Annotated in this window: 14 protein-coding genes, 1 tRNA gene and 1 pseudogene; 12 read left to right on the plus strand and 4 right to left on the minus strand. The window is 64.1% G+C overall.

Going from position 1 to position 24,191, the window contains the following annotated elements; genetic code table 11:
* Window positions 1-5: 5 nt before the first annotated feature.
* The 6 genes from Poly30_RS05370 to Poly30_RS05395 all read left to right on the plus strand — a co-directional run bounded on the left by Poly30_RS05370 (window position 6) and on the right by Poly30_RS05395 (window position 14,969).
* Window positions 6-7,769 (plus strand): putative Ig domain-containing protein, encoded by a 7,764-nt coding sequence (locus Poly30_RS05370; protein WP_145195050.1) that lies wholly within the window; start codon window positions 6-8, stop codon window positions 7,767-7,769.
* Window positions 7,770-8,297: 528 nt separating this feature from the next.
* Window positions 8,298-9,668: an IS1380 family transposase gene (locus Poly30_RS05375; protein WP_145195052.1), complete on the plus strand. Its 1,371-nt coding sequence runs from the start codon at window positions 8,298-8,300 to the stop codon at window positions 9,666-9,668.
* 544 nt (window positions 9,669-10,212) lie between these two features.
* Window positions 10,213-11,772 (plus strand): IS21 family transposase, encoded by a 1,560-nt coding sequence (istA, locus tag Poly30_RS05380; RefSeq protein ID WP_419190996.1) that lies wholly within the window; start codon window positions 10,213-10,215, stop codon window positions 11,770-11,772.
* 3 nt (window positions 11,773-11,775) lie between these two features.
* The gene (gene istB / locus Poly30_RS05385) at window positions 11,776-12,534 is read left to right on the plus strand and encodes an IS21-like element helper ATPase IstB (RefSeq protein WP_145195056.1); all 759 of its coding nucleotides are present in this window, start codon (window positions 11,776-11,778) and stop codon (window positions 12,532-12,534) included.
* A 465-nt stretch (window positions 12,535-12,999) separates the two neighbouring features.
* Entirely contained in the window at window positions 13,000-14,166 is a 1,167-nt protein-coding gene (locus Poly30_RS05390; RefSeq protein WP_419191398.1) for a DNA cytosine methyltransferase, read from the plus strand.
* 8 nt (window positions 14,167-14,174) lie between these two features.
* The gene (locus Poly30_RS05395) at window positions 14,175-14,969 is read left to right on the plus strand and encodes a hypothetical protein (RefSeq protein ID WP_145195060.1); all 795 of its coding nucleotides are present in this window, start codon (window positions 14,175-14,177) and stop codon (window positions 14,967-14,969) included.
* A gap of 168 nt (window positions 14,970-15,137) precedes the next feature.
* Here Poly30_RS05395 and Poly30_RS05400 read toward each other — a convergent pair whose 3' ends face one another.
* Both Poly30_RS05400 and Poly30_RS05405 read right to left on the minus strand, forming a co-directional pair.
* Complete coding sequence (locus Poly30_RS05400) at window positions 15,138-15,617, minus strand: hypothetical protein (RefSeq protein WP_145195062.1); 480 nt, start codon at window positions 15,615-15,617, stop codon at window positions 15,138-15,140.
* Window positions 15,618-15,674: 57 nt separating this feature from the next.
* Window positions 15,675-16,094, minus strand: coding sequence for a hypothetical protein (locus Poly30_RS05405; RefSeq protein ID WP_145195064.1), 420 nt, complete (start codon window positions 16,092-16,094; stop codon window positions 15,675-15,677).
* Window positions 16,095-17,131: 1,037 nt separating this feature from the next.
* Between Poly30_RS05405 and Poly30_RS05410 the strand changes: the two genes are divergently transcribed.
* From Poly30_RS05410 to Poly30_RS05430, 5 genes and pseudogenes are all read left to right on the plus strand, one after another.
* Complete coding sequence (locus Poly30_RS05410; RefSeq protein WP_145195066.1) at window positions 17,132-18,139, plus strand: hypothetical protein; 1,008 nt, start codon at window positions 17,132-17,134, stop codon at window positions 18,137-18,139.
* Between the two features lie 364 nt (window positions 18,140-18,503).
* Window positions 18,504-18,812, plus strand: a complete 309-nt coding sequence (locus Poly30_RS05415) for a helix-turn-helix domain-containing protein (RefSeq protein WP_145195068.1) — start codon at window positions 18,504-18,506, stop codon at window positions 18,810-18,812.
* Window positions 18,809-21,085 carry a DUF3987 domain-containing protein gene (locus tag Poly30_RS05420; RefSeq protein ID WP_145195070.1) on the plus strand — a complete coding sequence of 759 codons (2,277 nt, stop codon included), beginning with the start codon at window positions 18,809-18,811 and terminating at the stop codon, window positions 21,083-21,085. The genes Poly30_RS05415 and Poly30_RS05420 overlap by 4 nt, the downstream gene beginning before the upstream one ends.
* Before the next feature lie 24 nt (window positions 21,086-21,109).
* The gene (locus Poly30_RS05425; protein ID WP_145195072.1) at window positions 21,110-21,328 is read left to right on the plus strand and encodes a helix-turn-helix domain-containing protein; all 219 of its coding nucleotides are present in this window, start codon (window positions 21,110-21,112) and stop codon (window positions 21,326-21,328) included.
* Window positions 21,325-22,389, plus strand: a pseudogene (locus Poly30_RS05430) (tyrosine-type recombinase/integrase); the annotation flags it as partial. The gene Poly30_RS05425 and the pseudogene Poly30_RS05430, both read left to right, overlap by 4 nt.
* A gap of 470 nt (window positions 22,390-22,859) precedes the next feature.
* Here the strand turns inward: Poly30_RS05430 and Poly30_RS05435 are convergent.
* A tRNA-Gly gene (locus Poly30_RS05435) sits at window positions 22,860-22,935 on the minus strand.
* Between the two features lie 219 nt (window positions 22,936-23,154).
* Here Poly30_RS05435 and Poly30_RS05440 point away from each other — a divergent pair.
* Window positions 23,155-23,598 (plus strand): Dps family protein, encoded by a 444-nt coding sequence (locus tag Poly30_RS05440; RefSeq protein ID WP_145205953.1) that lies wholly within the window; start codon window positions 23,155-23,157, stop codon window positions 23,596-23,598.
* A gap of 45 nt (window positions 23,599-23,643) precedes the next feature.
* Here the strand turns inward: Poly30_RS05440 and Poly30_RS05445 are convergent, their stop codons facing one another.
* A complete protein-coding gene (locus Poly30_RS05445; RefSeq protein WP_419190997.1) occupies window positions 23,644-24,180 on the minus strand; it encodes a hypothetical protein in 537 nt (178 codons plus the stop codon).
* Window positions 24,181-24,191 lie beyond the last annotated feature (11 nt).

Genomic DNA, 24,191 nt, shown 5'->3' on the forward strand with positions numbered 1-24,191 from the left:
CTGCCATGCTCTCCCCCCAAAGCCTCCCCCTCGCCGCCGCGGCGGCCTTCGCTCTCTCCGCCGTCTCCCTCGCCCAGTCGACCACCGTGTCGGTGATGCCGGGCTATCCGAATGCTCCGCACCTGAGTCCGGAGGAGCGCTTCTTCGCCCGGGAGAACGCCAGCGTGGTCCTCTGGGGCAACGTCAACCAGGGCCTGATGGTCGGCGCTGGCGCGACCTACGAGTGGGTCCTTTCCACCAACGGCAACGTATCGGTCACGACGGACGGGAGCCTCGCAGGCACGGTCACGGACGCGGCGTTCATCCCCGAGGAGGTCAGCTTTGCGCTCCTGAACCAGAGCACGCGCGAGGTGGTCGAGGCGACGCTGATCGTCGATGATGGGGTGAACGGCTCGTCCCAGTCGACGGTCGAGCTGCTGGTCGTGGGGGACACGGACCCATCGACCGACGATCCGGTGGAGCGCCTGCGGCTGGACGCCCGGTCTGCGGTGCAGGAGGGAATGCGGTACCTCTATCGATCGCAGCTCTCGGACGGGGAGTGGCGTGTCGGGATCTACGGGACGGACGCGGCCACGGGGTTCTGCCTCTGGGCCATCCAAAACCAGGGGCACTCGCTCCTGAACAACCCCGTCGAGGACATCTTCGCGCCGGTGGTCGAACGCGGCTTCAGCCATATCTTCCGGAACTTCGCGGTTCGACAGGCCTCTCCTGCGGACCTTGCGGCGCCACGCGCAACCGCGGCGCTGGGCGCCACGGCGGACGGAGTCTCCGACCTCAACCAGAACGGCCAGACGGTTCGCCTCGCACAGCTCTCCAAGAATGGCTATCGGCACCCGATCAACACGGCGGCGATCGTGGCCAGCCTTGCCCCGGACCATGTCGTCACGGAGGGGGAGCTCGCCGGAATGACGTTCAAAGAGATCGTCGAAGACGCGGTCGACTACCTGGGCGCCAACCAGAACGCCGGCGACGATGCATTTTGGGCGGGGACCGTTCCGCTTTTCGTGGATGGGCGCGGCGGCTGGAACTATGAGCCGGCCAGCAGCGTGACCCGGAGCGACATGTCCATCAATAGCTGGGCGTACATCGCGATGGAGGGGGCTATCGAAGTCTTCGGCGTGGAGGTTCCTGCTTGGATCAAGAAGGAGGTCGAGTACACGATCATCGGGCACATGAAGAACGAGGTCGGCAACGTTCCCTTCGGCTACCTCACCCAGGCCAATGCGGGCGTATCCAACCAGCTGGCGTGTACGGGTGGGGGGCTGACCGGTATGGTCCTCGCCGAAACGGGCGTCGATCCAGGCGACACTTTCGATCGCTTTCCTGGCTTCACCTTGCCTGACTTCCAGGCGCGACGCGAGAACGCGCTCCGGTACCTGGGTTTCCGCTGGGCGGATCCAGGGGCTGCTTTTTTCGGAGGTGGGAACCGTGGGAACTACTACGTCATGTGGACCGTGTCGCGCAGCCTTCGGGCGACGGCGCGGGCGCTCGGTCTGCCGGAAGGCGAGAACGTGTTGCTGGAGAACGATGGCGTCCTCTTCGACTGGGAGACGGGCGCGTCACCGGGCTCCACGACGGTTCCGATGGGGGCTCGTGAGGGTTACTGGAGCTATCTCGTCCGGACCCAGGACAGCGCGAACCCGGATGTGAACTTTCGCGGGCGCTGGACTCAAAACGCCAACCAGGTGGGCTCCGAGGTGGCGACCGCGCTCTCGGTGCTCGTACTCACGCGCAACGTGTTCCTCGATCCGTGCCCGGACCTCGTGTCCATTCCGCTGGAGAGCGTCGAGCCCTTCGACGGCTCCAGCTTCGAGGCGGGCGTGCCGTTCACGCTGACCGGCCGCGTGGTGCGGGCGGGCAGCTCGCGCCCGATCGTCGCCGTGGAGATCAACGGCAGCCCCGTCGATAGCCTAGACGCCGCGGGACAGTTCTTCAAGACGATCACCCTGGAACCGGGGACGAATGCCATCGCCATCGAGGCCTTCGATAGCTGCGGATCCGAGGTCAACACGATCCACCTGGAGGGCACGGAATTCGGCCAGGGCATCGACAGCTACGGCGACGTCTCGACGCTCCTGACGCTGGACTACCGCAACACGACGTTCAGCCAGGCGAACCAGTGGCTGATCTTCGAAGCGTCGGCCTGTAGCCAGTACAGCGCGCCGCTGCCCGGTCCGTTCCTGCTCGTCATCGACACGATCGACAACCCGAACGTCCAGCCGGTGAACGCGGACGGCGTGCTCGCGGACGGGCGCCCGTACTTCGCTTTCCAGGCAGCCGTGAACGCGCCCGCGCTCGCGCCGGGCATGTGCACGGCGCCTCGGCAGATCATCTTCTCGAACCCGGGGCTCCAGCCCTTCCGCTACGAGACGACGTGGCTGGCGCCGGGCAATGACGCGCCGACGTTCCAGTCGACGCCGACGACGCTCACAGGCGTCGGGGCGGAGTACCGCTACGCAGCGCGTGCGGTCGATCCCGAGCTTTCGCCCGTGAGCTACGCGCTGCTCGCCGCGCCCATGGCGGCCGCGGTCGACGCGAACACCGGGCTCGTCACCTGGATGCCCGACGTCGCGGACATCGGGGTGCACCAGTTCGTGCTGGAGGCCTACGACGGGACCGTCGGCACGGCGCGCCAGACCTGGACCCTCGAGGTCCGCGACGGCGTCGGCTCGGAGCCGCCCGTGTTCACCTCGGCGCCCGATGTCCACGCGGCCGTGGGCAGCGCGTACGCCTATGCGGCGAGCGCCTTCGACCCTGGCGGAGACGCGCTCGTCTTCAGCAAGCTGGACGGTCCGGCCGACCTGACGGTAAGCCCCGCCGGACTCGTCGAGTGGGGCTTCACGCTCCCCGGCGTCCATCCTGTGGCGCTGCGGGTCACGGACCCCTCGGGCAACTACGCGGACCAGGGCTACGCCCTCGCCGTCGGCACGGTCAGCGGCAACGCGCACTCGCCGAGCATCTCCGGCAACCCGAGCCTCGTCGCTTCCGCGGGCATCCCGTACCTGTACCAGCCGCTCGGGACCGATCCTGATCCCCAGGACGTGCTCACGTTCTCGCTGGATGAGGCACCGGTCGGCATGAACGTAAATCCGAGCACGGGCCGCGTCGAGTGGCTGCCGGGCGTGTCCCAGGCGGGCCTCGTGAACGTCGCGCTGCGCCTCGAGGACGGCGCGGGCGGCTACGCCGTCCAGGCGTGGACGCTCGATGTGCGCGCCCAGGCTTCGAACTCGGCGCCGGTCATCACGTCGCTGCCGAACAGGCTCGCGCTGCTGGGCGCACCCTACGAGTACCAGGTCGAGGCGTTCGACGCCGAGGAAGACCCGGTGACGTTCGAGATCGTCAGCGGCCCGGCGGGCATGACCATCGACGCGACCAGCGGGCTCATCACCTGGACGCCGGGGATCGACGGCCCGGCGCTGGTGGCGCTCAAGGCGACCGATCAGGCGAGCTCGAGCGCGTCGTTCGGAGCCCAGGTCTTCACGGTCGACGTCGCGCCGATCAACACGGCGCCGATGATCGTGTCGTCGCCGTCGCTCGATGCGACGTTCGGGCTGACGTACTACTACGACGTGAACGCGCTGGACGCCGAGCTCCAGCCCTTGGCCTATTCGCTGCTCGAGGCTCCCATGGGGGCCAGCATCAACGCCACGAACGGCGTCATCGTCTGGCGCCCGACGGACACGGCGCTCGGGGCCGCCGACTTCGAGGTGGAGGTCGCCGACATCTTTGGAGCCACGGCAACGGAGGCCTTCACGGTGCTCGTGACGGACGACACCGAGGCGCCTGAGATCGTGGTCCAGGCGACGCCGGCGGCGGCCAGGATCGACGAGCCCGTTTCGCTCTGCGTGATCGCGGCGGACAACGTCGGCGTGGTGTCGCGGACGCTGAGCGTGAACGGCGCGGATCAGATGCTGTCGCCGAGCGGCTGCGCGAGCGTGACCTTCACCTCGACCGGGACGGCCCAGCTCGTCGCGACGGCCATGGACGCGGCCCAGAACATGGCGGTCGTGACCGTCACGCTGGCGATCGTGGACCCGAACGACATGGAGCTGCCGACGATCGAGATCCTCGCCCCGGAGCCCGGAAGCCTCGTGCTCGGGCCGGTGAACGTGGTGGCGAACGTCGATGACAACACGCCCGCTTCGCTCGCCTGGAGCGTCGAATACCGGCGCGTCGACGAGGCGAGCTGGACGCTGCTCGATTCCGGTGTCGGCGCCGTCAACGGTGGGACGCTGGCGCGCTTCGACCCGACGATGCTGAGGAACGACTCGTACCAGATCCGGATCGTGGCGAACGACGGCGTGAACGCGCCGTACGCGCTGGCGTTCCCGGTGGAGGTCGCGGGCGACTACAAACTCGGTGACTACACGCTGATGTCGACCGACCTGGCCGTGCCGCTGGCGGGCTTCCCGATGGCGATCCAGCGCGGGTACTCGACGCTGGATTCGCGCCCCGGCGACTTCGGCCCGGGCTGGATGCTCCGGCTCGCGGGGAGTCTGCGCGACACGCCGATGGAGACGGGCGACCTCTTCGAGAAGGCGTACCGCGGCGACACCCGGGTGACGCTGACGCTGCCGAACGGGGATCTGGAGATCTTCAAGTTCCAGCCGGTTTCGGTGCCGTTCTTCTTCCTGGCGATGGCGGGCTTCGTGCCCGAGGGACCGACGGGGGGCCAGCTGCGCCCCGCGCTGGAGGCGGACACGTTCTGCGCGCTGTCGGGCGGCTACTTCTTCACGCCGTTCACGTCCTACAACCCGGACCAGTTCATCTACACCGACCCGTACGGCAACGAGTTCCTGATGCAGGAAGGCGTGGGCGTGCAGAGGATCACGGATGTGAGCGGAGAGACGCTGACCGTCACCGAGGGCGGGATCGTGAGTTCCCGCGGGCCGGCGATCACGTTCCAGCGTGACGCTGCCGGGCGCATCGAGCGCGTGGTGGGGCCGGCGGACGATCCGAACGGAACCGGCGCTCCGCAGCAGGTCGTGACCTACGAGTACGATCCGGCGACGGGCGTGCTGCTGTCGACGGGGCCCGAGGTCGGGCCCCGCACGGAGTACATCTACGGCGATGCGAACTTCCCGTACTACCTGACGGAGATCAGGGATCCCTCGGGGGCCCCGATCCTGCGCAACAAGTACAGCGCCGACGGTCTCCTGATCGCCCAGTGCGGGCCGGAGGGCGATATCGACACCTGCGAGGGTTGCATCGCCTACGACCTGGACGCGGCGGCGGCGATCCAGACGATCACGACGGCGGCGGGTGATCGAATCGAGCTCTTCTTCTCGGACCGCGGCGAGCTCTTGATCGAGCGTCGCTGGCTCGATGCCACGTCGTTCTTCGAGATCGTGAAGACCTATGACGACGAGGGGCGGATCCTCACGGAAACCCTGCCCAACAACTCGACGACGACGCGGACCTACGACGACGAGGGCCGGGTGACGGCGTTCGAGACGGCGGACGGGAAGATCTGGTACCAGACCTGGAGCGACTGCGGCCTGGCGGCGCGCATCGGTCCGGACGGGGACGCGACGCTCTACTCCTACGACGAGAACTGCAGGTCCATCGGCGTCACGCGGCCCACGGGCGGCATCGAGGCGTTCGCCTACGAGGCCGATGGTAGGGCCAAGTCGGTCACGAACCCGGAGGGCGGGTCGATCTGCCTGACCTACGACCCGGTCGACGGCCGGCTCTCAGGCTTCCTGGACCAGAACGGTGCCCAGGAGGTGCTGGACGTGAACGCGCTCGGCCTCGCCGATACGCGTATCGATCGCTCGGGTCGCCGGGTGGACTACACCTTCGACGAAGAGGGACGCGTGCTGCGCGAGGACTGGGACGACGGCAATTCGATCGTCACCCAGTACGACGATGCGGGGCGTGAGACGCTGATCGAGGACTCGGTCGCGCGCCTCGAGTTCACCTACTGGCCCGCGGGAATGATCAAGGAGGTCAAGACCACCTGGCTTTCGGACGGCGCGGTCGAGCGCGTGGTCTATGGCACCGGCGACATCAACGCGCCGGGGATCGGCTTCGATCTCCGCGGGAATCTCGCGAGCGTCTTGGATTCGCGCGGCGGTGAGACGCTGTACGAGTACGACGCCCTCGGCCGCATCAAGTCCCTCCGGTGGCCGGGTGCTGGCGGCGGTGCGGGCGTCCTCGGCGGCGGTGCCGGAAGCGGCTCGGGCCAGGCGGCCGGCGTCACCGGTAAGTCCTCGGCAGGCGGGCCTGTTCTCGCGGGCGGCCCCGGCACTTCCTCTGGGGGCACTTCCTCCGGCGGCAGCTCCGTCCAGGGAACCCCTGCGCCCGAGGCGACGGTCCAGTTCGACTGGAACGATCCTCTCCTCGGCGACTCCTGGATCCTGCGCGAAGTGCGCCGGATCGCGGGCTCGCCGACGGACGCCCCCTCGATCACCACGCGGTACGAGTATGACGCCGAGGGTGCGCCAAGCTCCCTGCGCCTGATCGAGCACCTGCGTACCTCGGACGCGAGTCAGATCCAGTTCTACGACTTGCTTCGGACCACCGACGGATTCATCGGCGGCTACACCGACACGCTCGGCCAGCACGTCGCCCAGCTGGACGGAAACCAGCGGATCCTCTCCGTGGACCACCCCGCGGGGCCGCAGCCGGACGAGAGCTACACCTATGACCTGAACGGGAACCGGATCGCGTCCAGCGTGGACACGGGCTACGTGCACGACATCGACGATGGCGTCGGAACGGACCGATTGGAGCGAACGGACCGGTTCCAGTTCACCTACGACGCGCTGGGTTCGATGCTCACGATGACGGAGCCATCCACGGCCGAGTCGTTCGAGATGACCTACGACCATCGGAGGCGAATCCGCTCGATCACGCGCTTCGACTCAGGCGTCCAGACGCGCCGCGTCGAGCTCGACTACGACCCCCTGGGCCGTTTGATCGAGCAACGCGTCGATGGCGTCGCCACGCGGATCCTCTACGAGGCGTTCAACCCGATCGTCTTCACCGATCTCGCAGGAAACGTGATCGAGCGCCGGCTCTACAGCCGTCTCTACGACGATATCCATGCGGTGGCGCGCGGCCCCGAGCTCCTCTGGCCGCTCCGGGACCCTTCCGGAACGATCCGAGAGTGGTCATCCGCGGATGCCACCAGCGTCACTCCCCTGACCTACGACACCTTCGGCAACCTCCTCTCCGGTTCCACGGCGGGCCTTCCGTCCCTGGGTTTCCAGAGTCGGGATCGAATCGCGGACCTGCCCTTCTACCACTTCCGAGCGCGGACCTACGATCCGCGAACGGGCCGATTCTGCCAGGAGGACCAGATTCGCCCCTTCGGCTACGACTTCGCGGAGAACAACCCTCTCATGTTCGTGGACCCGACAGGAGAGTCGGCCGCCCTCGAATACGTCTGCCTGGCAGGCTTCTCGATCGGCGCCTCCACCACGGTGGCGAACATGACGAAGGGAGTCTTCGAAACGTCGATGAAAGGCGTCGCCCTGGGTCTAACCCTGGGAACGACAGGCGGCGGCGGAGGAGCCGGAGCCGCGGCCGCCCTGGGCCGCGAAGCCCTCCAAAACTTCTGGCTGAGCATCACCGTCGACTTCGCGATCCTGGTGATCCCGATCAACCTACCCTGCGCAGTGGACGCCCTGGACCTGGCCGGCGACGTGGCCGGAGCAGCGGGCGCCGGCTCGGGAGGCCTGAAGAGCCGCCTGATCGGCAACCCCCTGAAGGACTACCTGAAGAACAACTACATGAACGGCCCGGGCGGCTTCTTCAGCATGTGAGCCGAGCCGAGATGACCAAATGAAAGGGCTCCTTCTGACTGTGGATGGGGCCTGCTCTTGATCTCGACCTTGTAGTGAGATCGTCCGGAAGAAGACTCCTCTGAAGAAGCACCAGTCCCGAGATCTTATACGCCACCTGGTTCGCTTGAGGTCCCCTCCACGGCGGGAGATGGAGCGGCCGAAGGGACTCGAACCCTCGACATTCAGCTTGGGAAGCTGAAGGCTGGAGGTGTAAGTTCTTATGGGGTGGTGGCTTGCGGCGGCGGGATTTCGGATGGCAGCGAAAGTGAGAGCGGTAGGTCGCCAGGCGATGGTCTTGAGAAGCTCTCAGTCGCTGAAGCGAGAGAGCTGCTCTCACTGCTTCGGAAGCTCAGTGAATGACGCTGGCGAAAGAGGAGTCCGCCGAAATCCACAGACTTCTAGCCCGGATTATTCACGAACGGCGCGTGAGCAGAGGTGAACGGCGGAGCTGAAAATGCGAGGATACGGCTGTAGAGACCAATCCACGACACTTCCAACTCCGGCCGCATGACGAATTCTACCGTACAGTCTGTTCTCTTCGAAGACCCCTTCAAGAAACCCGTCCAGGTGAGCTTCGACGGCGTGGCTCAGTCCAGCGACGCTGGGATGGTACTCCTGAAATCAGCCGACGATGTGCTGAAGCTCACCGCGAGACTTGGGGCTCACATCACTGACGAGAGGTCGCCGCTCAGGGTGAAGCACACCTACCAAGAGTGCTTCACGCAACGTGTCTTCAGCATCGCGTCTGGCTATGAGGACGGCAACGACGCCGCAAAGATGAGGCACGATCCCGCTCTGCTGCTGAGTTGCGGAAGGGATCCTCTCGACCCGGACGGGCTCGCTTCCCAAGCGACGATCTCCCGCATGGAGAACGCGGTCTCCGCGCGCGAGCTGGTCATGCAGAGTCGAGAGCTCGAAGACATCGCGGTGCGGATGCTGAAGAAGCGCGCCAGCGGCAAGAAGCGGATCGTGATCGACCTCGATCCGTCGGTTGATCCGACGCACGGTGGCCAGCAGGGGTCTTTGTTCCACGCGTTCTATCAGAACTGGTGCTACCTGCCGATGTTCGGCTTCTTGTCGGTCGAGGGAACTCCTGATCACGTGCCCGTGGTTGGTCGACTCCGACCTGGCAACTCGAAGGAGCGTCGCTGCACGATTCTCCTCATCCGACGAATCGTCGAGAAGATCCGCCGGACTTTCGGTGCCAGGCAGTCGATCTTGGTTCGCCTCGACGCGGGATTCATGTACCCGCGAATTCTTGAGGCCATGGAAGACCTCAAGGTGAGCTACGTGGTTGGAATGCCGAATAACGACAAATTGAAGGCCTGGGCGGCCAAGAAGCTCCCCGCGCTCAGGAAGCGCGCTGAGCGGACGAAAATGTCAGAGCGCTCGTTCCATGAGCAGCGGTACACGGCTAGGTCGTGGACTCGTTCACGTAGGGTGATCCTCAAGGCCGAGTCGATTCCCTACCCCGGCCGTTCAACGAAGGACAATCCGCGATGCGTCGTGACCAACCTTCGTGGCAAGCCGGAGAACGTGTACGCCCTCTACTGCCTGCGAGGCGATGCGGAGAATCGAATCAAAGAGATGAAGCGCGACCTGTGTATCGATCGCACGAGCTGCACAAGCTTCGTCGCGAACCAGCTTCGGGTGCTGATGACCACCGCCGCGTTCATGCTGCATGTCGAGCTTCGATGGCGCCTGCGTCGCTCGAAGCTGAGACTCGCGCAGGTTTCCACGCTCATCACGAAGCTGATCAAAGTGAGCGCTGTCGTGACGCGGTCGGTTCGGCGCTGCGTCTTTCAGCTTCCAGCGCAGTTCCCATTCGCGCGTGAATGGCATACGGCCGCCATCGCACTTGGTGCCAGCAGCACCTGACGCAGCGTCGGACGCAAATTGACCTGCAACGCAGGTGGTCGCCTTGGGAGAGGTCTGCCCACATCGCTTGATCTCGATCAAAAAATGGGCGCGATCAACCTGAATCGGAGGTCGAGCCGCCCGTTAGCCGACAATCGGCGTCGGTCTTGCCTGATCTGGACCCTGCCGCCGCGTCTTCCACTCACTTGGGCGCGATTGAAGCCCAGACCGCTCCACTCGTGAATAGTCCAGGCTAGTACCTGGGTCTGTCACCTGGTGGCGGGGCATTCGGCGCTTGGACAGCGCCTTCAGCTGGATCCGTGTCATGGCTCGGGGTATGAAACCCACTCGCAGTTCGGCTAAGCGGTCCCACTCTCGCCATGCCACCGAGTACCCAGCTCGCCTAAGCGGTCCCAGTCCCAGCTCGCCAAAGCGAGCCCAGGCTGGCCCGCCAAAGCAGCTCCATGTCTCGACCTGAGACCGTCTCAATCTGATCTGCGATCCGTGCTGTTCGAGCAGGCCCAAGCCGCCCGACGAGCAGCGCATGACCGCACCTCAGATTGCCATGCACCGCCTCCAAGAAGCCGTTCGACTCCACCGCCTCGGCAACAGCCAGCGCAGGATCGCAGAGAAGCTCGCGATGGGCCGCACGACGCTGCGCCGCTACCTCGCTGCGCTCGACGCGGCTCACCTGCTCGACGGATGTGTCGAGGTGCTCCCGGACCTCCCCGCCCTTCGCGACGCCGTCGCCCTCGGCGTGGTCCGCAGAGAACCTGCGCAGAAGACCTCCCGAGTGGAGGCCTGGCGGAAGAAGATCGAGGCCTTGCACAAGGGCGGCGCTGGCCCGACCGCGATCCACGACTTCCTTCGGGTCAACGTCGCTGACTACACCGGGTCGCTCTCCGCAGTGAAGCGATTCTGCCGCCAGCTCAAGAAGGGCGAAGGCCCCAAGGCTACTGACATCGCGATCCCCGTCGTCACGCTGCCCGGGAACGTGGCGCAGGTCGACTTCTGCTGGGGAGGGAAGCGCTACGACCCTGTCCAGAAAGCCCTGCGGAAGACGTGGATCTTCATCATGACGCTCGGCCACAGCCGGCGCACCTACGCCGAGTTCGTGTTCGATCAGTCCGCTGCGACGTGGCAGCGCCTGCACGTCAACGCGTTCCTCTACTTCGGAGGGGTCCCTGAGGTCGTGGTTCCCGACAACCTGAAGTCGGCAGTCATCAGACACAGCTTCGGCGCTGGCGACGACGTCGAGCTGAACCGAAGCTACATGGAGGTCGCCAGGTTCTTCGGCTTCCAGATCGACCCGACGCCTGTGCGGTCGCCCGAGAAGAAGGGCAAGGTCGAACGCGACGCCCAGTACATCAAGAACAACTTCCTGGCAACGCTGCCGGAGGTCGACGTTGTCGAGTGTCAGAAGCTCCTCCTTCAGTGGCTCGCCGCGGTCGCTGACCGTCGGTGCCATGGGACGACCCGACGCATGCCCATCGAGGTCTTCGACACGGAGGAGCGCGCCTGCTTGATGCCACTCCCACGGAATCGGTGGAACCCGATCGTTTGGAAGAGAGCGAAGGTGCACCGCGACACCCACCTCCAGATCGACAATGCGCTCTATTCCGTGCCCCGGAGGAACGTCGGCGACCTCCTCTGGGTTCGATGCTCCAAGAGCGAGATAGAGATCTTCGCGAACGACGCCGTTCTATGGCGGCATCGCAGGGGAATGCCGGGATCGCGCACCACCGTCGAAGAACATCTTCCGGAAGGGCGGAGGGACCTTCGTGAGCGTTCCCGTGAGACGTGGGAGAGGCGAGCCAAGGCCATCGGACCTGAGGTCGCCGCTCTCGTCGATCGCATCTTCGACGGCGACGACGTGCTGCTCCGACTCCGACCTGTGCAACAGATCGTGAAGCTTCTCGAGGGCTTCCCGCCAGAGCGCGCCGAGCGCGCGGCACGAAGGGCCATGTACTACGACAACCTCGAGTATCGATCGATCAAGAACATCCTGACGAAGGCGCTCGACCTGCAACCGCTCGAGTACGAGGAGGCGCCTCGCAGGTGGTCGAAAGGAGCGCTCTATTCGCGCTGCCCCGACAACTCCCTCTTTCCCCAACCCCTGGAGTAACCCATGGCCGTCACTGACGACCTCATTCCCCATCTCAAGAAGCTGCGCCTGTCGGGCGTCCTTCAAACCCTGGACCTGCGTACGCGCGAAGCTGTGGACGACAACCTCAGCCACGGAGAGTTCCTGCTCCGCCTCTGCTCTGACGAGATTGAGCGTCGAGAGTCGAAGCAGCTCAGCATGCGACTTCGGAAGGCGAACTTCGACGGCGCGAAGAGCCTGGAGGAGTTCGAGTGGTCGTTCAATCCGAACGTCCCCAAGGCGAAGATCGTCGACCTCGCCACGTGCTCCTTCATCGATCGCAAGGAGAACGCTCTCCTCCTCGGACCGACGGGAGTGGGCAAGTCCCACATCGCCCAGGCCATCGGAGAACGAGCCTGCCGTGCGGGCTACTCGACCTGCTACACCTCCGCGCACGCGATGCTCTCCCAGCTTCGTGGGGCGAGAGCGGACGACTCGCTGGAGAAGCGGATGCTGCGCTTCACGTCGCCGGACCTCCTGATCATCGATGACCTCGGGCTCCGCCCGCTGGAGCGCGACGAGCCCATCGATCTCTACGAGATCATCCGAGCTCGCTACGAGCGTGGCGCGATGATCGTGACGTCGAACCGCGCGCTTGAGGAGTGGTACCCGATGTTCCTCGACGAGCTGATGGCCTCAGCAGCGATGGACAGGCTTCTGCACCACGCGCACGTCATCGAGATGAAGGGAGGTTCGTTCCGAAATCCGAAGGCCCACGGCGCTCCAGCGGCCGCGCTGGCGTGATCCGTGACCTTGAGCCCTCATCCACATTTTCTCTCCTGACCACCTCGAGTTCCGACGCCGAACGCGGTGGCAGGGACATCACAGCTCCGCAGTTCCTGCCGCCGCGTTGGGCTTCGGAGACGAAACGTAGTGGGTTCGCTTAGGCGAGCTCGACTGGGACCGCTTTGCCGAGCCAGGGGTGGGTTTCCTTGCCCGGTCCTTGACAGATCCGCGCTCGTTGGCATCCTTCGACCGGTAGGCGCAGCGCAAAGCAGGCAAGGCACGGTCGATTCCCTACTACGAACTCTTCAGGGTTCTGCGCTGCGAAGACCTCTGGCTACCGCAACCGAGACGATCGCGAACCGTCTGAGCTAGAGGAGTGAGGCCTCCGCGTCTCGGCGGTCAGGGAGCGTGAGCTCCGCGTTCTGTCGAAGTTGCGGCGGAAGGACTGCCGCTTCCTTGCTGTCCGCCCGTAACCCACACAGAATGGTCCCAATGGGGAGCACACGTTCATTTCGCGTCGCAGGTATGTTCGCTGGTATCGGCGGCATTGAGCTTGGCCTGTCAAGGGCCGGCCACGAGACCACACTCCTCTGCGAGAACGACCCGTTCGCCAGGGCGGTCCTTGAGGCCCGCTTTCCTGGCGTCCCCGTGGTCGGCGACATCAAGGAGCTTAAGAGGCTTCCCAAGGGCACGAACATGATCGCGGGCGGGTTCCCATGCCAGGATCTGTCCCAGGCAGGTGATACGAAAGGGATCGGCGGCTCCCGATCCGGCCTGGTCGACGAGGTCTTTCGCCTGGCCGAGAGTCACGACATCCCCTGGCTTCTCCTTGAGAATGTTCCCTTCATGCTTCGCCTCAGCAAGGGCGCGGCGATGAACCACATCGTTAGACGGCTTGAGGGACTGGGCTATCGATGGGCCTACCGAGTCATGGACACCCGCGCCTTTGGGCTCCCGCAGCGGAGGGAGCGGGTCTACCTGCTTGCGTCCAAGGTCGAGGATCCCGCCCCCATACTCTTCCACGGGAACGTCGAGCCCGATTTGGAGACCGATCACACCGGCCAGGCCTGTGGCTTCTATTGGACCGAAGGCGTCCGTGGCCTCGGGTGGGCAATCAGCGCGGTGCCAACGCTCAAAGGAGGGTCCACAGTTGGAATCGCTTCACCACCGGCAATTTGGATGCCCGATGGCCGGATTGTGACGCCGGACATCCGCGACGCTGAGCGACTCCAAGGCTTCCGATCAGATTGGACCAAGCCTGCTGAGGGAGTGGGTCGCAAGAGCTTCAGGTGGAAGCTCGTCGGCAATGCCGTCTCAGTTCCTGTTGCCCGTTGGATTGGAGATCGTCTTGCAATGTCAGGCGGAACCGTGAAGTGGGACGGTCACGATGGCATCGTGAGCGGAAGTTGGCCAACCGCCGCCTTCGAATCGGATGGATGTGCGTTCGCCGTTGATATATCGAAGTGGCCGGTACACCGCAAACAGGCCAATCTTAGCGACTTTCTACGATACGAGCCCAAGGAGCTCTCCCTTCGCGCAACGACTGGCTTCAGCAAGCGGCTTGCTTCCGGGACCCTTCGGGCTCCGGAAGCGTTCCGCTTGGCACTGAAGCACCACATTGAGCGCATGGGCGCGAACGTAACTCACTGAGGCGGACCGTGGCGACCAACAAACCAGCCAAGCCGCCGACCTCAGCGACAATTCAGAGTTTTCAGTCTGAGCTCGCCTATGCGGGTAACCGCTCGGCTCTTATCAAGCGGATCGACAAGCTGCGGAGGCGTCTTGAGGAGCTTGATCTAGATGAGGCGGACCGAAAGCTCGTAACCATTGACGGGAGAGCGGAGAAAAAGAACTTCGCTCAGCGGCTTTCGACCGCTATTGCCCAGAAAACCGCAGACGCTTTGAGGCCGGAATTCGCGGGAATCTCCCCAGACGCAGAGGGCCGCGGGCACGAGTCGAAGTCCGCTGGGGCGAGCGGCAAGAAGAAGATCGACGTCAACTACTCGACTACGACAAGCGGGCTGGAACTCGCAGTTTCAATCAAGACGATCAACTTCCGAGACGAAAAGTCTGGTCGCTATACGAAGAACACCAAACGAGTTGACGGCGAACTTCGTGCCGAAGCGCAGGACTGCCATAAGCGGCAGCCATACGCCGTGCTTGCAGCATACGTATTTCTTCCGGTCGACGCTGCCTCTGACGGCAAGAGCGGGCCGTCAAGCCTAAAGCACAGCGCCGAAGTGTTCGGGGCTCGCGGCGGACGGGACACTACCAAGAACAGTTCAAGCCTGTTCGAATTGGTCTATATCGGGCTATACGACGATCAAGGAAATGTCGACTTCTTCGTTGCGGATAAGCAAGTCCCGGACCGTGGGGTTCCGAGCGAGATCATGACCTTCCCCGAGACTCTTGAGCAGGTCCGAAACCTCCACCGAGCGCGGAACTCGCGTTGAATCATCTCGCTCCTCAAGGGCAATACCCCAATTCGCAGTATGGAACGAAGTGCCGTTCCGCCGTTCGCGGCCTGAGAGCAATCCAGTGCTGAAGCCACACGCGATGAGGATAGCTCGCAAGGACTGTGTCAACGAACCCCGGACGGGTTTGAGCCCGTCGCCGAAGCGCTAGATTTCCTCGACCTCTTTTGCTGGAGAAATTACCAGCGAATCCATGGTGAAGGCGGGGAATCCAAGTCGCGTGAAGGTGCTCGAAACCGCTTCCCGAATGTACGGCCAGCTGTTATAGATGCCGTTGATACGAGCGAAGACGGAGATGTCTTCGTCCTCGATCTCAGCCTCACCAACCTTACGGCTATATCTGAGCTCAAACTCTCCACCCACGGAGAGGAGCAGTGTGTCGTCTCGGGAACCGACGACTGTGAATTCAACCCTGACAGCGAGAGTGGCGCCATCTTCGGAAAGCTTGCCGTTGGCATCATCGCTGAATTTGATCGTTGGAGAGCTTGAGGATGCTTCAGGCGCCAGGTCGCCATAGGCAACTTCGCGACGGGCATCGAGTTGCGCGAGCACAACGTCCTGTAGCGAGAAGGCTCTCGCAACGCGTCCAGCCCGGTGGAGGTCTTTTGGCGGATGGAAACGGATCACGGGTGGGGTTCGCTACTAGTGTGCGGAAGGGAAGTCTTAGAGTGAGGTTTGAAGTCGTCACAACGGTCCGACTGGGTCGCAGCTGGTTAGTTCTGCGGAGGTGCAATCTGGGTCTTTGTAAGCGGGATCTTCTTTTTGTTCACAAGGGGATGACACAGCCGTGACCGCTTCATTCACGGTCATATGGACGGGCGATTCGAAGCCACCCCAAGGGAGGCTCATGCAGGTGTTTTCGATGCTAATTCCGCCAAAGTGCCACTGGATCCCACATGCGAGCCCGAATGAGGCGAACGTTCTCAGCGTCATGTTGGTTTCGCCATCCAAGACCTTTGTCACGCGCGACCTTGGAATGCCAAGTCGGTCCGCAATGTCCGAACGCTTCAGCCCGCCCTGCTCCATGTACCTTTCAATCGCGGCAGTGGCGAGGAAGGCGAGTCGGTTGGTTTCGCTGTAGATTTCGTCAGGAGTGATCTTCATCTAAGTTGGCTTGTGGCCAGTTCTTTTGGCAGGTTTCGTTCTCTCAAGGTGTTCCTTAACAATGCGTCGAGCGGCGGTCTTCGCTTCGTGGGGAGTCTCTAACTTGGGGGGCTTCCTGAAGCCGTAAGCGACGATCAGCTGCCTCTCGCCATGCAGGAAGCAGAGCAGACGATGTCCTCGGTTGGTAACGATGCGGAACTCGCACATACCATCGGCTGCATCATCGCCAACGAACAATTTGAAGGCGCCGGACCCGCGCAGGCTGGTTATCCCGTCAGAGCGGATCGTACGCACGATGCCGTCGAGTCTGCGTTGGTGTTGGAGCGTCATTGGGAACGTAGTGTCGCAGGAGGGTGCTCTCCCCTCAAGGTAGTCGAGTGCTGGGTAGCTCCCAGACGAGTCACAGGCGAACACGACGGTCCAGCCGCGTAGTGTGATGGGGGGTTGCTCTGGGTTCGCCCGCCATGGGTGGATCGACTGGTTGCTGTTCACTTCTAAAGTAACTCTCTCCGGAAACCTTCGCAAGTGGGGAAGTGGAGCGCAAGCTCGCCTGGCTTCCATCTGCTTGATTTACATTTAACTTACACACGTGTTCGGAGGGGCGGAACTTGGCCTCACGGGGGTCCTGCGGCCGATTCGAGGGGTTGGAAGTTCTCACGGTTCGCGGAATTTTGCTCCTGGGACCCTGTCGCAGTCTGGTGATTCCGTGTCCCAGAGCGGGACGCTTGCCTCTCGTCAGCTGACTCGACCGAGCACTCGCAGGATTCACCTCGCGTCTTCTGAGGAGCCAATGGTCCTTCTCAGGAGCCAATGGTCCTTCTCAGGAGTCAATGGCCGGCACTGCAGCGGCGGCATGGCTCGGACACACCAGGTGCCGACGTGCGATCCGGTCCGTTGCGCTGCGGGGGGGGCGCGCATGGTTACCTCTGCGGTATCTTGTCGTTGGGGCAGCCGGCGGCCACCGGTGGGCTGGCGTGGCGGGACCGAGTTCATGACGTTTTCTCGGCTCGTTGCGCCTGCGCCCTTCTTGAAACGTCATGACCATCGAAGAGTGGCGCCTCCGGGCGCTGTCGCGCCTCAGTGATCGTCTCGATGAGATGGGATCCATGGCGGATCTGTCTGACGGCAACCTGTCGGCGATCATCTGCGAGAGCAGCCGGACGCCGCCCTATCGGCTGCAAGATCTGATGCAGCAGAGCCAGACCTGGCAGTTCTGGACTGGGGTCGACGGCGGCGGGCACTGGTGCTGCGAAGGCCACTTCGAGCCCTTCGACTACTCGGTCTACAACGACATGGCCAAGAGGGCTGGCGGCCTTCTGCGCACCGAGCTGACAAGGGCGCTCGGGCTCGATGGGGATGGCGTTGACGTGCGAGACGACGACCTCTGGACCGTGGCCTTGCATCACATCTGCTGGTCCGGGAGAACGTCGGTACCCTTTCCGAGCTTCTGCTTGTTCTACGAGTTCGACACGGATGGGATGCCGCAGGAAGCAAGCACGACCGCTTGGCGCCCGGCGATCGGGGAGCAACCCGTGCTCATGCTGTCCGAGATTCACTACAACGCCTTTGCGGCCTCGTCGATCTGCCTCGATTTGCTGATGCACACCCCTCCCGAGGAATGGCGGTCCTTCTTTGGGAGGCAAGGCCCTCCTCCGGTCGAGTACACCAGGGCCGATGAGTTGCTCGGGGGTCTTCCAACCGCACGGAAGCCAGAGATTCTGGTCGGTGCACTTTTTGCAACGTGGACGATGCGTAAGGGCACACCGCGAGACGAGCCGGTTCAGCGCAAAGCCGTTCTCGAACACATCGCGTCGGAGTGCGGGGTTGTCTATGGGCGCGCACTGTCCTGCTTCAAGCGGACCTGGGAGGAGCTGGTCAACGAGAGCCAGAGGGCAGCGAAGAAGGACGACTGGCCCATGCGAACGTCGAACGAGGGACGTGGCGGTTTGGTCGTCGTCTCGGAGGGGACTCCGCTTGAGTCGAAGGGGCGTGAGGCGTTCTACGGGCTCGTCCGGAGTATCCAGAGACTTCAGGAACGGCCGTGAAGCGTTCCTGACTTCAATGTTCCGGGCCTCCGCAAGGCGCGATGCTGTCCGGGTTTACGGCCCATTTCGCCAACGTTCCTGGTTCAGGAACGCCGGAAGGTCGTTCCTGAGTCCGTTCCTGCCTCTGAGCTGGGTCATCTCTGTAGCTGTCTTGACGCCGCACGGTGCGGCTCCAAGGCGCCAAAGAGATGAACGAGACGAATCAACCAACCGACGCGCCACCACTCTTGGTGGACCGTCGCGAAGCGGCAGCCATGTGCCGCATTTCCGTGGATCACTTCCTCCGGCTGGTCGAGTCTGGCGCCGCCCCTGAGCCCGTCCGGCTCGGCCGCGCGGTGCGGTGGCAGCGGGCCGTCCTGGTGGAATGGATTCAGAATGGCTGTCAGCAGCAGAAGAGCGGCAACCGGGGAGGGCGATCTTGAAGCGGCGGCGTTCCGGTGGCTCCAGCTCGGAGTCTTGCGTCAACCAGCTCATCAAGGCAGCGGACGCAGCCGAGGTGCTCGCGCTGAGCCCTCGCACCCTCTGGAGTCTTACCAACTGTGAAGCGATCCCTAGCCGGCGAGTAGGGCGGGCCGTTCGGTATGTTCCGGCGGAGCTGGATGCCTGGATCGTCGCGGGCTGCCCGACAGAACCCGGCGCTGGGCGAGCGCTTCGCATCAGGAGGTCGGCATGACCAGTGCTGGCGAGCTGCTTGATCGACTCAAGGCCATGGGCCTCAGGGTGCGCCGGCAGGCAACCGGCTGGATGTGTCAGTGTCCCGCGCACGAGGACGGCACCCCTTCGCTCTCCGTGAACGAGGACCGCTCAGGTGGGCTCCTGTTGAAGTGCTTTGCCGGGTGCTTGTTCGAGGATGTGCTGACGGCCGCCGGGCTCATGGGCGTTCATCGGAGTCGGGGCACCTACAAAACCCACTCTGGGCGCGCCCCACGGGAGGTTTCGTTGTCGGCAAGGCGACGGGACCGCGAGTTTTCGACAGCGGAGGAGGCTATCGCTCGACTGGTTGCGTCACGAGGACAGCCAGCCGGGCACTGGGTCTACCAAGATGCAGCGGGCAAAGACGTCGGGCATGTGCTGCGCTGGAACGAGGGGGACGGGAAGATCTTCCTGCCGGTGTCCAGGCGAGAAAGCGGTTGGGTCATCCGGGGGATGGAGAGTCCCCCGCTCTACCGGCTTCCTGAGATAGCTGAGAGTCCCACGGTTTACGTCGTCGAGGGGGAAAAGGCAGCAGGCGTCGGCTGGGCCTTGGGACATGCCACCACGACTTCTGCCGGCGGAGCCCAGGCCGCAAGGAAGACGGATTGGGCTCCAATGCAGGGGAAGCGGGTCGTAATCTGCCCGGATCAGGACGATTCTGGGGCCAAGTACGGCCTAGTAGGGCGTAGTTGCGCGTTTGAAGCGGGCGCTGCGACTGTTTGCATGGTCGATCTCTCGCGGGAGTGGCCCGACCTTCCGAAGGGCGCCGACCTGGTGGACGCGCTGGAAGCGGAGGGTGGCGACCTCCTGGCACTCAAGAAGCGCTTCGACGCGCTCGTGGCCCGGTCTGAGGTCCAGGGGCCGCCAGTCGGTACACCCCAGCGAGCTTCGTTCGAGCCGTTCCCCGCTCAGGTCCTACCCGAGTCTTTGCGCCGGTATGCATCAGATGGCGCCACGTCGATCGGATGCGATGTGAGTTTCGTGGCCATGCCGATGCTGAGCGCACTCGCCACGTCGATCGGAGCCGGTTGGCGCATCAGGCTCAAGCCCGGCTGGACGGAGCCGGCGATCCTGTGGACGCTGCTGGTGGGTGAGTCAGGCTCTGCAAAGTCGCCGGCTATCAAGCTTGCTCTCGCACCACTCCAGGCTGCTCAGTCGAGGGCGATGGAGGGCTTCGCAGCCAATGAGGCCGCCCGGAAGGCGCTGAGGGCGGCTCACCTGGAGCGAGTGGACGAATGGGCCAAGTCCGGCGGGGACGGAGATCCACCCATCGAGCCGGAACTCCCGCCTTGTCCTCGCTGGATCATGAACGACGTCACGATCGAAGCCGTGGCCAAGCTGCTCAGTGAACAACCGAACGGGCTGCTGCTCGCTCGGGACGAGGTCTCAGGATGGGTCAAGGGCTTCGATCGCTACTCTGGCGCGAAGGGCGCAGAGGTTGGTCAGTGGCTCTCGATGTACGACGGGGACTCTCTCATCGTCGATCGGAAGTCCGCCGGTACCATCTGCATCCCCGTCGCGTCCGTCAGCGTGACCGGCGGGATTCAGCCTCGAATTCTGCGGCGAGTGATCTCGGGCGAGCACTCTGAGAATGGGTTTGCAGCCCGATTCCTGATGGCGCGGCCACCCAAGCTTGCTGCACTCTGGACTGATGTGCACGTGTCGGACGAGGTCAGGTCCTCGGTCTACGCCACCTTCCAGCGTCTTCTCGATGGGCAGGATACGGCCGCCGTCTGCACGCGCTTCCTGGAGCTAGATGATGCCGCCCAAGCCCGGTTCATCGCGTTTCACGACGAGCAAAAGCGGGAAACCATCGAGCTTGACGGGATACTCGCCTCCATGTGGAACAAGCACACGGCCACGGCTGCGCGGCTTGCTCTCCTCCTCTTCCTCGCGCGTGAGGCTGAGGAAGGGCGTGAGGTGGACGAAAAGAGCCGAATAGACCTCTGGGCCGTCGAGGGGGCAATCCAACTTATGAGATGGTTCGGTGTCCAAGCTCGGACGATGGCGACTGAACTGAGCGAGACGGATGCCCAGCGTGGTGATCGCGAGTTGCTTGAGCACATTGAGCGACGCGGTGGAAGCGTCACGGCTCGGGAGCTGGTGCAGAACCTACGGCGTCTATTCCCCCGCGTGAACGTGGCAGAGAAGGCGCTCGATGCCTTGGTCGCGACAGGCCAACTCACGCTGGATCGACCGCCAGCTGGCCCATCGGGAGGACGACCCTCCAAGCGTTATGTCATTGCGGAATAGCAACTACTCGCTAGGATCGAATCCATGACCTCCATTCTCGAAGCCTTGATCGACGAGATCCAGGCCAGCTCGCTCACTCGATATCGGATTGCTCAAGAGTCCGGAGTCGCGCCCTCGCAGCTCTCTCGGCTCGTGAATGGGCAGTCGGGCATGTCCATCGGGAGTATCGAGGCGATCGCCGAGGTGCTCGGCCTGGAGCTGGTGCTGAGGCGCAAGGCCGCCACGAAACGGAGGAAGCGATGAGTGCCGCGAAGCGAACTCGAAGCAAGGGAGTCGGTTCCATCTACAAGCGCAACGGTGTGGGGGCGTGGATCGTGAGCTGGACCGATGAACTCGGCCGCCGGCGTACTCGCTCCTCCCGGACCACAGACCGGGCCGCTGCCGATCGGATCTTGGGCAAGTTCGTTGCCGATGCTGCGCTGCGCCGGGATGGGGTGATCGACCAGCGGCACGATCGTTTCTCCAAGGAGGCTCGTCGCCCGCTCCTTGAGCACGTGGCGGAATACGTGACTCACTGCGAACGAGCAGGGCAGGCGCCCCGTCACGTTGTCCAGAAGCAGCGACACCTGGAGAGGCTCGTGGCGTTCGCGGAGATCGCTCGTCTGGGCGACCTGGGTGCGGACGAGCTGGAGGACTACTTGGCCGGTCTTGCCGAGCGCGGGCTGTCGGCTCGGTCGCAGAACTTCGCTCGTCAGATCGCCGTCGCGTTCCTGTCCTGGTGTGTCAAGACCCGGCGCGTTGCCTCGAATCCGCTAACGGTCGTTCCCAAGCGCGATGAGCAGCGCGATCGCCGGCGGGTCCGTCGCCCCTTGACGCAGGACGAGCTGGAAGCGCTCCTTAGCGTAGCGAGGGAGCATGGGCGAGAGGAGTGGTACTTGGCCGCTGCGCTCGCTGGGCTGCGCAAGGGGGACCTCCAGCGGCTCGTCTGGGCAGATGTCGACTTTGAGCTTGGGACCATCCGCATCTGTGATGGAAAGGCCAAGCGGGTGGACCTGATTCCCATGCACGTACGCCTCCGGGAAGCCCTGGCTGCGCTCAAGGCATCCAGGCCAACACTTCCGACCTCGGACGTGTTTCCGACAACGGTCACCGACAGGACACGAGCCAAGGACTTTCTCCGAGCCGGCCTCGCCAAAGAGGAATTGGTCCTGGATGAGCATGGGAACCCAATCCGGAACGGCAAGAGCAAGCGGGCTGGTTACAAGACTCGGATCGTCCTGGAGGACGACGAGGGGCGCGTCCTCGACCTTCACGCCTTGCGCACGACGTTGGGCACCAACCTGGCTCGCGCCGGCGTGGCTCCGCAAGTGGCTCAGCTCATCATGCGCCACAGCGACTACCGCACGACTCTGAAGCACTACACCGTCCTCGGGCTCTCGGATGCTGCCGCCGCCATCGACGCGCTGCCTATCGCCGGAGGGGACGGCGTCGGCCGTGATTGCGCGACACTGCGCGACCTTGGACGACATGGCACGACTCGGGACGACAAGGGCGTAGAACGTCAAGGTCCGTCAAAGTCCGTCGAAGACGTCCGGCTACGGGCAACGGGCACAGACGGAGATGCGGCGGCCCAGTTGGGCCCGCGTCCGCCGCAGGCGGCAGACTCTGAAGTCGAGGCGCAGCGGATTCGACAGCGATTGGAGCGCGATCCGGCGCCGGTCGGTGCGAAACCATGCGAGCAAGTCCCGACTCGTCACTTCGCCGGCAAGGCCCGGAAACCTTTGCCAGACGTAGCCAGACAGGCTTTTCCGGCGTCTCCCGAGGGCATGGGAGATGGAGCGGCCGAAGGGACTCGAACCCTCGACATTCAGCTTGGGAAGCTGACGCTCTACCAACTGAGCTACGGCCGCGTTTCAGGGTTCCGGGGGCCGGGTCCAGGGTGGGGGATCCTTTGGTGGGGTCTCGCCTGGGGCTCGGGGCCTGACGGGGCGGAGCTTAGCACTCCTTGGGGGAGCTGGACAGGGGGCAGGGCTGGGAATCAGTGTGATTGGAGAGGGGACTTAGACGGGCTTGAGGTGGGGGCCTACATTAGCGGGCGTCAAGTTACCCCCACACGACCGAGAACCACCATGACCACGAAGAACACCATCGCCCCCCTCGAGAAGCTCCTCTCCGATACCTACACCCTGTATCTGAAGACCCAGAGCTATCACTGGAACGTCACGGGGCCGATGTTCACCACCCTCCACAACATGTTCGAGGCCCAGTACACCGAGCTGGCCATGGCTGTGGACGAGATCGCCGAAAGGCTGCGGGCGCTCGAGAGCTTCGCCCCCGGCAGCTTCAGCCAGTTCAAGGAACGCGCCACGGTGAAAGAGGATACGACCGTTCCCAAGGCGACCGATATGATCGCCAACCTCGTCAAGGACCACGAGGAAGTCGCCCGCTCGGCCAAGGCCGTCATCGAAGGCGCCGAGAAAGATGGAGACGACGCCACGGCCGACCTTGGCGTTCGCAGGACCGATGTCCACGACAAGGCAGCGTGGATGCTTCGCAGCCACCTCGAGGGCTGATCCTTCGAGGTTGAGCTTGAAGTTTGCGACCCGAGGCCGCCCGCTCTAGCGGGCGGCCTTTGTCGTTTCCAGCGCCTCGGCCTTCACCGCGGCGGCCTTCTCGGGGGCGACCTTCACCGGGGCGGCCTCCTGGATTGGGGCGGCCTTCGGGCTGTGATGGCGATTCACCCGCGCCAGCTCATCCTCCAGAAGCTCGGCCCACGCCTCCATGTACTGGACCGCGTTGGCCTGCTCCTGGCGCCGGAGGTAGCGAGAGGGGACCCGGGCGAGCACGCGCGGGTCCGACAGGCGCTCCAGGTGACGGATGTCCGAGTGCACCATGCCGAGGGCGAGCATCTCGTCGATCACGTGATCGATGGCGAGGCCCGACGCGGGGCAGTGCTCGACCGACTGCTCGCTCCAGTCCCCGTGGCGCTCCATCGCGCGGGCGTGGATCTCGGCCGGGGAGAGGCAGGTGATCGTCTGGGCCAGATGACCACAGATGCACGCGCCCATGTGACCCCAGGCGAAAGGCGATCCCTCGCGGAGTCGAGCGGCGGTGGTGCGGAGCGCGGAGATGAGTTCGGGGGTCGGTCGTGCCATGGCTGAATTGT

Source organism: Saltatorellus ferox (assembly GCA_007751475.1).
GTDB lineage: Bacteria > Planctomycetota > UBA1135 > UBA1135.

Coding starts and splice junctions, on each gene's coding strand:
- Poly30_RS05415 (WP_145195068.1), top strand. CDS start 18,504: ATGGATTCAGAATGGCTGTCAGCAGCAGAAGAGCGGCAACCGGGGAGG.
- Poly30_RS05405 (WP_145195064.1), bottom strand. CDS start 16,094: ATGAAGATCACTCCTGACGAAATCTACAGCGAAACCAACCGACTCGCC.
- Poly30_RS05410 (WP_145195066.1), top strand. CDS start 17,132: ATGACCATCGAAGAGTGGCGCCTCCGGGCGCTGTCGCGCCTCAGTGAT.
- istA (WP_419190996.1), top strand. CDS start 10,213: ATGCACCGCCTCCAAGAAGCCGTTCGACTCCACCGCCTCGGCAACAGC.
- Poly30_RS05420 (WP_145195070.1), top strand. CDS start 18,809: ATGACCAGTGCTGGCGAGCTGCTTGATCGACTCAAGGCCATGGGCCTC.
- Poly30_RS05390 (WP_419191398.1), top strand. CDS start 13,000: ATGGTCCCAATGGGGAGCACACGTTCATTTCGCGTCGCAGGTATGTTC.
- Poly30_RS05440 (WP_145205953.1), top strand. CDS start 23,155: ATGACCACGAAGAACACCATCGCCCCCCTCGAGAAGCTCCTCTCCGAT.
- Poly30_RS05445 (WP_419190997.1), bottom strand. CDS start 24,180: ATGGCACGACCGACCCCCGAACTCATCTCCGCGCTCCGCACCACCGCC.
- Poly30_RS05375 (WP_145195052.1), top strand. CDS start 8,298: ATGACGAATTCTACCGTACAGTCTGTTCTCTTCGAAGACCCCTTCAAG.
- Poly30_RS05425 (WP_145195072.1), top strand. CDS start 21,110: ATGACCTCCATTCTCGAAGCCTTGATCGACGAGATCCAGGCCAGCTCG.
- istB (WP_145195056.1), top strand. CDS start 11,776: ATGGCCGTCACTGACGACCTCATTCCCCATCTCAAGAAGCTGCGCCTG.
- Poly30_RS05370 (WP_145195050.1), top strand. CDS start 6: ATGCTCTCCCCCCAAAGCCTCCCCCTCGCCGCCGCGGCGGCCTTCGCT.